Source organism: Cyanobium sp. Cruz CV13-4-11 (genome assembly GCF_024346055.1).
Taxonomy (GTDB): Bacteria; Cyanobacteriota; Cyanobacteriia; order PCC-6307; family Cyanobiaceae; genus Cyanobium.
Genome location: NZ_JAGQCH010000022.1, coordinates 42,976 through 52,414 on the forward strand (window position 1 = coordinate 42,976; position 9,439 = coordinate 52,414).

General features: G+C 52.1%; 8 protein-coding genes and 1 pseudogene. 5 read left to right on the forward strand and 4 right to left on the reverse strand.

Translation table 11 applies throughout. The features are described 5' to 3' along the window. Window positions 1–254 precede the first annotated feature (254 nt). From KBZ12_RS14770 to KBZ12_RS14785, 4 genes and pseudogenes are all read left to right on the forward strand, one after another. Window positions 255–924 (forward strand): annotated as a pseudogene (locus KBZ12_RS14770) (sugar nucleotidyltransferase); the annotation flags it as partial. A gap of 247 nt (window positions 925–1,171) precedes the next feature. Continuing rightward, window positions 1,172–4,912 (forward strand): glycosyltransferase, encoded by a 3,741-nt coding sequence (locus tag KBZ12_RS14775; protein ID WP_254958741.1) that lies wholly within the window; start codon window positions 1,172–1,174, stop codon window positions 4,910–4,912. A gap of 193 nt (window positions 4,913–5,105) precedes the next feature. Next, a complete protein-coding gene (locus KBZ12_RS14780; protein WP_254958742.1) occupies window positions 5,106–5,447 on the forward strand; it encodes a transposase in 342 nt (113 codons plus the stop codon). 57 nt (window positions 5,448–5,504) lie between these two features. After that, the gene (locus KBZ12_RS14785) at window positions 5,505–6,116 is read left to right on the forward strand and encodes an ISAs1 family transposase (protein ID WP_254958743.1); all 612 of its coding nucleotides are present in this window, start codon (window positions 5,505–5,507) and stop codon (window positions 6,114–6,116) included. Window positions 6,117–6,251: 135 nt separating this feature from the next. Here KBZ12_RS14785 and KBZ12_RS14790 read toward each other — a convergent pair whose 3' ends face one another. The 4 genes from KBZ12_RS14790 to KBZ12_RS14805 are packed head-to-tail and all read right to left on the reverse strand — an operon-like array spanning window position 6,252 to window position 8,857. Next, window positions 6,252–6,788: an ISAs1 family transposase gene (locus KBZ12_RS14790; RefSeq protein ID WP_315859431.1), complete on the reverse strand. Its 537-nt coding sequence runs from the start codon at window positions 6,786–6,788 to the stop codon at window positions 6,252–6,254. Next, a complete protein-coding gene (locus KBZ12_RS14795) occupies window positions 6,779–7,393 on the reverse strand; it encodes an ISAs1 family transposase (RefSeq protein WP_254958744.1) in 615 nt (204 codons plus the stop codon). Before KBZ12_RS14795 ends, KBZ12_RS14790 begins: the two co-directional genes overlap by 10 nt. Next, a complete protein-coding gene (locus KBZ12_RS14800; protein ID WP_254958745.1) occupies window positions 7,363–8,598 on the reverse strand; it encodes a transposase in 1,236 nt (411 codons plus the stop codon). Before KBZ12_RS14800 ends, KBZ12_RS14795 begins: the two co-directional genes overlap by 31 nt. Then, a complete protein-coding gene (locus tag KBZ12_RS14805) occupies window positions 8,591–8,857 on the reverse strand; it encodes a hypothetical protein (protein ID WP_254958746.1) in 267 nt (88 codons plus the stop codon). Before KBZ12_RS14805 ends, KBZ12_RS14800 begins: the two co-directional genes overlap by 8 nt. A 149-nt stretch (window positions 8,858–9,006) precedes the next feature. On the opposite strand from KBZ12_RS14805, the gene KBZ12_RS14810 reads away from it, so the two are divergent. Beyond that, window positions 9,007–9,165, forward strand: a complete 159-nt coding sequence (locus KBZ12_RS14810; RefSeq protein ID WP_254958747.1) for a hypothetical protein — start codon at window positions 9,007–9,009, stop codon at window positions 9,163–9,165. The last annotated feature ends 274 nt before the right edge of the window (window positions 9,166–9,439 follow it).

Consider the following 9,439-nt stretch of genomic DNA (forward strand, 5'->3'; position numbering starts at 1 on the left):
GCGGTAGGGCTGTTCGGATTCAAGGGCGATGCCTGGGCACTTTTCCCAGGTTTTGGCCCGGTTCTGTCTGAGAAATGTCAAGTGCATGGGAAACCCATCCATCCAATGAGATTGAAAGGGATACCCCTCCGGTTCGGGACGGCGACCAGGTGCCTTGGCCGTGCCTTTGGGGTCGACGCTAGACAATCTGGCTTCTATTACCGCGCCGACGGGCTTTCCTGTGGGATCATCTGCATCGATGCATCGTTTCTACCGTGATAGCTTCCGTCCAACGCCGAGGCATTCTCCTGGCGGGCGGCAGCGGCACCCGGTTGGCCCCCCTCACCAGCGCCGTCAGCAAGCAGCTGATGCCGGTGTACGACAATCCGATGGTGTGCTATCCCTTCACCACGCTGATGTTGGCGGGGATCCGGGAGGTGCTGATCTTCACCACGCCTACGGATCAGCCCGCCTTCGAGCGGCTCCTGGGGGATGGAGCGGCCTGGGGCCTGGCGATCCAGTACGCGATCCAGCCCAGTCCCGATGGACTGGCCCAGGCCTTCCTGATCGGGGCGGATTTCCTGGAGGAAGGGCCCGCGGCCCTGGTGCTGGGCGACAACCTCTTTCACGGCCACGACCTGGTGCCCCAGCTGCAGTCCAGCAATGGCCCCGGAGCCACCGTGTTCGCCTATCCAGTGAGTGATCCGCAGCGCTACGGCGTGGTGGAGTTCGATGCCGCCGGCCGGCTGCTGAGAATTGAGGAGAAACCGGAGCATCCCCGCTCCTGCTATGCAGTCACCGTGCTCTACTTCTACGACGACTCGGTGGTGGAGCAGGCCCGCCGGGTGCGGCCGCCCCCCCCGCGGTGAGCTGGAGATCACCGACCTCAACCAGCTCTACCTCGATGCGGGGCTGCTGCGGGTGGAGCTGATGGGCCGAGGCTTACTAAAGGTTGCAGCTATCAGCAAGATTTTTAAGAGGGTTAGTCCGTTGCCACAACTAGCCAATTTGGAACAATAAACACCACTCACGTTACCAGCGCTGATTGATACTTGTCACAAGCCCGCCTAGCAGTTTGACACCCTTGACCAAAGGCAGGAAACCGAAGCGCATGCTTCCGTCCTTCAATTGTTGGTCCCTGGAAGAAAGAGTTTCTGCAGGCACAGACCCCCAAACGCTCTAGCCCTGGTCAATGTCAAGTAACCACAGTCATCAACAGACTAATGGCCAAACCAATTGCCCAGAGGCAAAGGACGAACTAATCCACTGTCCATCTAAAACCGTTATTCCCAAAACAATGACACGAGAACGACTGGCAGAAGCAAACAATGAATACAGAAAGGGCAATCTACGGAAGGCAATAGAGATCTACCAGGAGGTTGCAACGAGCAACGACTTACCAACAGCCCTCATGCAGTCAGTTATTCATAATATCAACTTAGCCAAGTCACAGGTGGACAGCAAGTCCGTTCACGCAGTCGATGCTGCGCCTAATCGCATTACTAAAACACAAGAGAGAGATCATCGAATCATTTCTGATTCGGGCCTGTTTGATTATGACTTTTATAAAAAGAACTTTGCAGCAAAAGATTCGCTTGAGTCAGAGGATGAAGATGCACTTATTAGTCATTTTCTCGACCAACCCGCAGATGGCGACCGAAGACCGAATCCTGCATTCAGCAATAAGCAATATCTAGATCTAAACCCTGACGTTAAGAGGGCAAGCATCAATGCTTTTGTGCATTTCATAACCAGGGGAGCGTTTGAAAATCGTAAATGGCTTGCAAAAGACCCAGAACAAAAGCATTTTTGGGGATTCCGTTTTCAATGCATACAAAGTCAGATTATTAAATGGAATGATCTGAGAGTCAAACATCGCGATCCGAAGCTTACGTCAATTGTAATTCCCGTTTACGGACAGCCAGAACTACTATCTCAATGCATTCGCTCGATTACAAGTGCATACACAAAGGAGTCATACGAAGTCATTCTAGTCGACAATCGAAGGGATGAGAAGACATCCATGGCCATCGATACCTTGATGCAGAATCATCAGTTCATCAAGGTACAGCGCAATAAGTTCAACTACAACTTTGCACTTGGATGCAATACTGGCTTTATGATTTCAAGCGGAAAATACGTAGTTTTTCTCAATTCCGACACAGAAGTCACTGATAACTGGCTTGATGAATTGATTGCGCCTCTAAAAAACCGGAAAGACATAGTTGCGACTCAGCCTAAGTTGGTCTATCCTGACAAAACAGTACAGACAATTGGGACAGTTGTGTCACCATGGGCAAATATGCCATTTGAGCTATACAAAGGCCATTCCAATGACTCTCCACACATTAACTATTCACGTAAGTTTAATATTGTCTGCGGTGCCTGCATGGCAGTGAGCGCAGATGAATTTGTGCAGAAAGAAGGCTTTAGTCCAGAGTTTGTAAACGGATGCGAAGACATTGATCTTTGTCTGAGACTTATCGAAGATTACACAAAGTCATGCCTATATTGCCACAAAGCGGAAGTAGTTCATCATGAGAGTAAGTCGCCCGGCAGAGGAAATTTCAATGAAGTCAATAGAATGCACTTTAAGAATAAGTGGTCCACAAGACTGCGAGATGATTCCCTAGATATAATATCAGCCGATGGATTTTGCGTAACTTCATGGAATATTGACTCGTCAAGCAGAATACACAGAGGCATTAACTCAACAAATCCAGCTGGATATACAAAAAGTAATCAGCCAGCCCCTACGCACATCTACGGAGAGAATAATCCATTTGAAAAGGTGGAAGATATTTGCGAGATAGCCTTAGATCAAGCGCCTGGTTTTATAATAAAAAACCCAACTCTTGAGTACAATAAGCAATATTCTACTCTCGTACTCGTAGGCCATGATTGCTCTAGTCAGATGTATGGGAGCGAGAGGAGCTTCATAGATATATGTCGGGCTCTTTCCGGACTGAGTCTTAACGTTGTCATCACGCTTCCAAAGCCTCCAAGCAAGGATTACTTTGAGATCTTGATTGGGTACTGCCATTCCATTGTCGTATTTGACTATCCGTGGTGGAGCAGTCGATACAAGGGTAGCAGGATCGTCACGAACAAGTTTAGGTCCGTAATAGAGCTGTTTAAAGCAGACTTTGTTTATATAAACACGATAATGCCGGTGGACGCACCATTGGCAGCAAGAATTTGCAAGGCATCAGTCATTACTCACGTCCGAGAGTTAATCACCGACGACTCGCACCTCCAGGCCAAGATCGGAGAGAGTCCAGCTAGCATCATTGAAGCAGTACACTCTCGTAGTGATGTATTGATCGCAAACTCATCAGCAACTGCTGCTATGCTTGGGAATGGCAAACAAGTCGTTGTCGCCAAAAACATTGTTGATATTGATGCTTTCAAGTCGACAAACGTAATAAATCCCTCTCGAATCTTTTTTGGTCTTATTAGTAGTAACATACCAAAGAAAGGAATCCGTGATTTTATTAGTCTTGCGAAGCAATGTTCTAATGACGTGACCAATGCTGTTTTTGCTCTAATAGGTCCACTCAACGATCATATAAAACAGATAGTAGACGACCTCAAGCCTGGTGATCTAAAGAACATATTGGTAGCTGGTTACTATGACCAGAGCTTTAATGCCGTGAACTCCGTCAATGTTGTCCTATCTCTGTCTCATTTCTCCGAGTCTTTTGGCCGCACAATCGCAGAAGGTTTTGCAGCATCTAGACCAGCTATCGCCTATGACAGAGGCGCCTTGGGAGAACTTGTTATTAACCATTATTCCGGCTTGTTAGTAGAGCCAGGATCAGCAGAAAGTCTCAAAGAGGCTATATTATATTTTTGTGCAAACCCCAGCAAGATTAATGAGTATGGTGCAAATGCCGAAAAATATGTAACTGAAAACTGCAGCCCAAAACAACTCCAGTTAAATATAGCAAGAGCACTTATTATTTCCATGTTAAGAAGTTTGGTGTCTCAACCGATAGACTTCTCAAGACTATTGGCAAACATTGAATGCCATAATGAAGGGTCAGAACAGGGGAATAGACTGTATGATTATGTACATTTTATCAAGGAGATTCAGACGAATATTACAATTGTAATTCCGGTCTACAATGCTCTCGTGGAACTCCGGAAGTGCGTTGACTCTGTACTGGAGTTCACCAATATACCATGCTGGAAGTTAGTCATCGTAGATGATTGCAGCACAGACCCTCATGTAAAGCCATACCTCAAATCCATTGAACAAATAGACCGGATTGAAGTCAGATATAATCAGAGCAATATTGGATACACTAAAACGATCAACTCTGTAGTCCGTTCTGAATCGTCTTCGCATATTGTGCTGTTGAATAGCGACACAGTTGTTACTCCTAACTGGATCCTCTCGTTGGCGATTTCTGCGTATAGCAGTCAAAGCGTTGGCACAGTTACACCCATGAGCAACAACGCAGGAGCTTTTTCATTCCCATCAGCTCATGTTGAGAATCCTATTCCGGACGGTTTAGCTCATGATGAGTATGCTCGTCTTATATGTATTGCAACTCAGAATGTGAAATGCATAGAAGTACCTACTGGCAATGGGTTTTGCATGTTTATCAAGCGCCAGCTTCTTGATACCGTAGGAGTCTTTGATGAGATAAACTTCCCGAAGGGATATGGCGAAGAGAATGAATTCTGCATGCGTGGACTTAAGCATGGATTTATCAATTTGCTCACTCCTACTTCATACATTTATCATGTCAAGACTGCAAGCTTCAAGGGTGAGCGAACAAAATTGATGGATAGTGGTCAGGCTGCAATGAAGCGATTGTTCCCCTCATACTTTTCAAAGGTCAAACGGGCTTTTAACTCCAAGGAGGTTTCGGACTTACGAACTATCGTAGATGAAGCAACCAAAGATTTGTCGCAGGCAAACTAGACTGAGGCTTTAGGAGCATGACTTAAATCCCTTTGAATTTTAGCTATTTCGTTCGTAAATAGACAGTGTAGCTGTGGTCTGTGACTTTCAGGGAAGGTGTCACTCCTTGGCTGCCATTCAGGCGGCCTAAATTTAGGGGACCCCTGAAAAATCCGCTAAAATCAATCCAGATCCAAGCCTGAGACTGGAACGGATGGCCGACCCCCTACAGTTGGGCTTTTCGGATTACGAACAGATCTACGCCAAAAAAAGGACGCGTCACCAGCGCTTCTTGGAAGAGATGGAGATCACGGTTCCCTGGGAAGCGTTTCTGGCCTTGATCAAGCCCGTGTATCACAAGCCCTCCAGTAAAGGAGGTCGTCCGCCAATTCCTTTGGAGGTGATGCTGCGGATCCACCTGCTGCAGCAGTGGTTCACGCTTTCAGACCCCTTGATGGAGGAGATGCTGATTGATACGCCCTGCTTCCGCCGCTTCGCCGGAATCGAGACGATGGATGGCCGGATCCCAGGGCCCATTAGTAGTCTGTCCCAGTAGCGCTGGCGCGCCGCTGCCAGCTCCGGTTTGGTGCGCAGGTCTCGCCCCAATCTCTTGGTGTCACCGCTCGAGAACCCAGCCGCTGCAACAGATCTGATCAGCTTCCTCAAGGCGCTTCCCGATTGCCGCCTGCGTCGGGGGATTCGCTACTCGCAGTGGTGGATGCTGCTGGTTGCGATCCTGGCCATTCTCAGCAACCAGGGTTCGCTGCTCGGGATGGAGCGTTTTGCAAAGCGCCACCGCAAGACCCTCAACGAGCTGCTCGGCACCCATGTGGCCAACCCGCCGTCGGACTCGACCTTCCGGCTGCTCCTCTCTCAGCTCGATGTCGACGGGTTCGAGGCTCTACTGCAGCAATGGATGGCAGCCCAGCCTGGCGTAGCCGAGACCGTCGACACCCTGGTGTGCGACGGCAAGACCCTGCGGGGTTCAATCGACCAAACCGCTTCTGGCGCAGCGCGTTTTATCGCCCAGGTGAGCCTCTATTCCAACACCCTTGGCGTGGCGATTGCCCAAAACACCTACGCCACCGATGCCGGCGGCGAGATCGCGGCCTTGCGCCAGCTGTTGGATCGCGTTGATCTCAAGGGCTTGCTGGAGCAGGCAGACGCGCTGCATGCAAACCGCCCTTTTTCCTCGACCTCGAGCAGCGTGGCGCCGACTTCCTGATTGCGGTGAAACACAGTCGCCGCAAGCTTTCCAGGTGATCAAGGACTGCCTGACCTATGGCCGCAAGACGCCGTGGCAAGCCAGCAACCGTGAACGCAAACGCGGCCGAGACCTCAGGGCTGACTGAAAGTCATTTTATCCCGTCTCTGCTGGGCTGATGCCAACCCAGCTCAGCATTCGGCTGATGTCGTGTGCCACCGCCATCAGGCCTGCGCGGATCGATCGGAAACCGTTCCAGCGCAATAGATTGAGAGCTATGGTCCGCAAGAGAGCCAGGACCTGGACACCATTGCGATGGGTGTAGCGGTGAGCATCCTCACCAAGCTGGGTGTCGCGAGGCCAGTGCCACTGGTTTTCGATCGCCCAGCGCTGCCGCACCAGACGGAGCAATGTTTTTGGGCTGGTGCGCAGGGTGGTGATGAACAAGTGCACGTGGTGAAACGGCTTGCCGTCACGCCGGCCAGTGCTCACCAGCTCGATAATCCAGCTGGCTCCAGCCCAGCGCTCACGAATGGCGTCAGTGGCATTGCGGGCACGCAGCGTCCAGCGGACTTGGCGGCCATGGCTGTCGTCGACATCGCTGATCACCACAGGGAAGTGCCGATGGCTGCGGAACTGGGAAACGATCTGCTGATACAGCCGGCGCTGGTTGTTTTTGACCGTCAGGAGCAGGTCGGCGCCCTGCTCGGCTCCAAGCTGAAAAACGCTGGCGAGGTATGCAGCGCATCCGCTTGGATCAGCACGCCCTCGAGCTCCAGCGTGCTCAGCAAAGCTTTCAGGGGCGCGCGCTCGTGGGATTTGCCGGTGTCAAAGGAGGTCTGCGCGATCGCCACACCCAGCTCCCTCGCATAGAGCGTGACCTGGGTGACAAACCGCGTTGCGCCATCGGCGCCATCGGGCTGCGCGGCAGAGCCCCCCAGGGTTTTGCCGTCACAGATCAGCTGGTCAAAATCCTTGTCCTGATCAGCGATCTGGGCGATCATCCACTCCCTGAGCAACCTGAAGAGCGCCTCGATCTCCACCCGCACAAACAGGTAGAGGAAGGTGGAATCGCAGGGTGCCTTGGGTAGCTCCAGATCCAGGGCTGCGGCGAACGCCCGGTGATGGCGCTTGGCAAAACGCTCCAGATCCCTGGCGCTGCGGCAGCCACTGAGGATGCCCAGGATCGCCATCAACAGTAGTAGCCACTGGGGGTAACGCACCCCTCGGCGCTTACGGCCTTCCGGCAATGCCTGCAGAAAGGCAATCAGATCAGCAGTGGCAGCGGGGTCGGCCAACGGACGGGAGCAGTCCCGACAAAACCGGCACCAGCATGGCCGCACCAGCCAACCCGTGACGGACTTTCAGTCGGCCCTGCCTTCGTCAGCCGAGCCATGATCAGCCGTAGTGAATACTTCCGCTTCCCTGATCCAAAGACGCCCTCCACCTCGTTTCTCCTCCGTTGGTCTGCACTGAGCTGTTGCTTATGAGCCGCATTAATCTCTGGATCTTTCGGCGGCCTTCCCAATCGCTTACCAGATAGGCATATGTTGTTCCTGGTACAGAAGTTTCGATTCTTGGTAGTGATGTAGATGCGATCGGCGCAGATCCGCTCGGGATAGCAGCCGTGTTCATGCTTATATTTCTTGGCTTGTGGAATCAGGTCTTCACCTTCATTGTATGGATCCCAGCTGATCCTGTGCAGGAAGGCAAAGCCATTGCGCACGGGAACACTAATCTTGGCGCCAAACTCAACAGCAGCTCTTGCCTTGCCGCGAACAATGGGACGAACCTGACGCTGAACCAGGTTGACGATGCGGTCGGGGATGCTGCGCGTCTTGGCGTACAGCAGGATGCTTTGTTGGCGGTGCAGCTCGCTGATCACGAGAAGCTTCTGCCACCAATGTGTCTTTAGGCCCGAAAGCCCTGCCCCAGCGGCGATCAAGGCATCAATAGCATCAAGATTTCGCTGCAAATAATCGAGCTGGCGGCGTATTGCAGCTTTGATCTTGCGACGGCGTGGCTTCTTCTGTTTGGCGACGTTAAGGAAAACAGCACGTGCCTTGCCGCGGTCGTATCGGGGCCGGTGTTTGCGAAAGTCCATGTGCTGGTCGCACAGATCATCAATAATTCGTTCGGTCGACTCCCTTGCTTCGTTCAGCAACTTCAGATCAGTCGGATAGGTGATGTCAGCTGGCGTGCAAGAGGCATCGATGGTGAGTACTCCCCAGTTCTTATCCTCTGGCCAATCTGCAGGCTTCACGAAGTCGTCCAGTGATATCTGGTTGACAGCATGAGCACCTGGATCGTCAGAGTCGTCGCCATCAGGGAGTGAGGACATAGCCTCGACCACCATGGCTTTACCTCGTTCGGCAATGAGTTCGTTGATCCGTTTGAGATCCTTCTCCGAGAATCGCTTTCGGAAATGAACCATCATCGACGGATCAAATGGTGACTTGCTGGAATAGCCTGCAAAGCCAAGAAAAAACTGCATGTTAAGCATTTTCTCGGATCTGCCCGACGGTTTCCTCATCGCTCAGGCCAAGCCGCTGTTTGATGAACAGCGCGCCAGGCGCCAACCTGACAGAATTGGCAGGGGTGCCAGTTGTGGGATTGAACTGAGGGGCATATGTTTCTTCCAGCTCTTCCCATGGCATCAGAGTGGAGGAGATCACCCAGCGGTTGTCCGGGTCCAACGTGCCGCCAAATGGCACATGGAATTCCTCGATTGAGAGCTGGCCTTTATGGTGTTTTCGGTACATCTGCAGCGTTCAGCAGTTGTAGCAATCGTCAATTGCTCTGTATGTGGCCAGTTTATCGGGTTCCGATCGCTGAAACAAGTTGCGCTGCAATCGATCTGGCTATTTCAGGAGTCCCTACTTAGACAGACTTTTAGGCGGCCCTGTGGAGCATGGAGAGCTGGCACTGGATCCGTGACACCCAGCTGCATGAGGACGCCCACCGTTACCGGGGTAATGGCGCCGGCACGATGGCCACGCTGCGGACTGCCGCCTTGAATCTGCTGCGCCTTGCCGGTTTTCAGTCGATCCGTGCCGGCTACAGGCGGTGATGCACGACATCACGGCGCTGCTGGCGATGGCGATGCGCCAGCCAGAACCGAACCCGATTTGATACTTTGAATCAGCCCTGGGTCTGAGCAGCGGCAGCCTCAATCAACATCTCATTGCCTCGCTGAACCACAAGCTCATTGATGTGCCGTAACCGTTCAGGGGTCGGGACGGCTCATTGCGAACTTCAGCCCTGCTGAACCCTTGACGGGAGCTTGATTCCCGGTTGCATCTCAGGCAGAGACCGCCTGTGATGAGCACCCCTCCTTCCGGGAT

Bases quoted from the DNA above. Each gene is read 5' to 3' on its own strand.
- KBZ12_RS14775 (WP_254958741.1), top strand. From the start codon at position 1,172: ATGTCAAGTAACCACAGTCATCAACAGACTAATGGCCAAACCAATTGC.
- KBZ12_RS14780 (WP_254958742.1), top strand. From the start codon at position 5,106: ATGGCCGACCCCCTACAGTTGGGCTTTTCGGATTACGAACAGATCTAC.
- KBZ12_RS14800 (WP_254958745.1), bottom strand. From the start codon at position 8,598: ATGCTTAACATGCAGTTTTTTCTTGGCTTTGCAGGCTATTCCAGCAAG.
- KBZ12_RS14805 (WP_254958746.1), bottom strand. From the start codon at position 8,857: ATGTACCGAAAACACCATAAAGGCCAGCTCTCAATCGAGGAATTCCAT.
- KBZ12_RS14810 (WP_254958747.1), top strand. From the start codon at position 9,007: ATGGAGAGCTGGCACTGGATCCGTGACACCCAGCTGCATGAGGACGCC.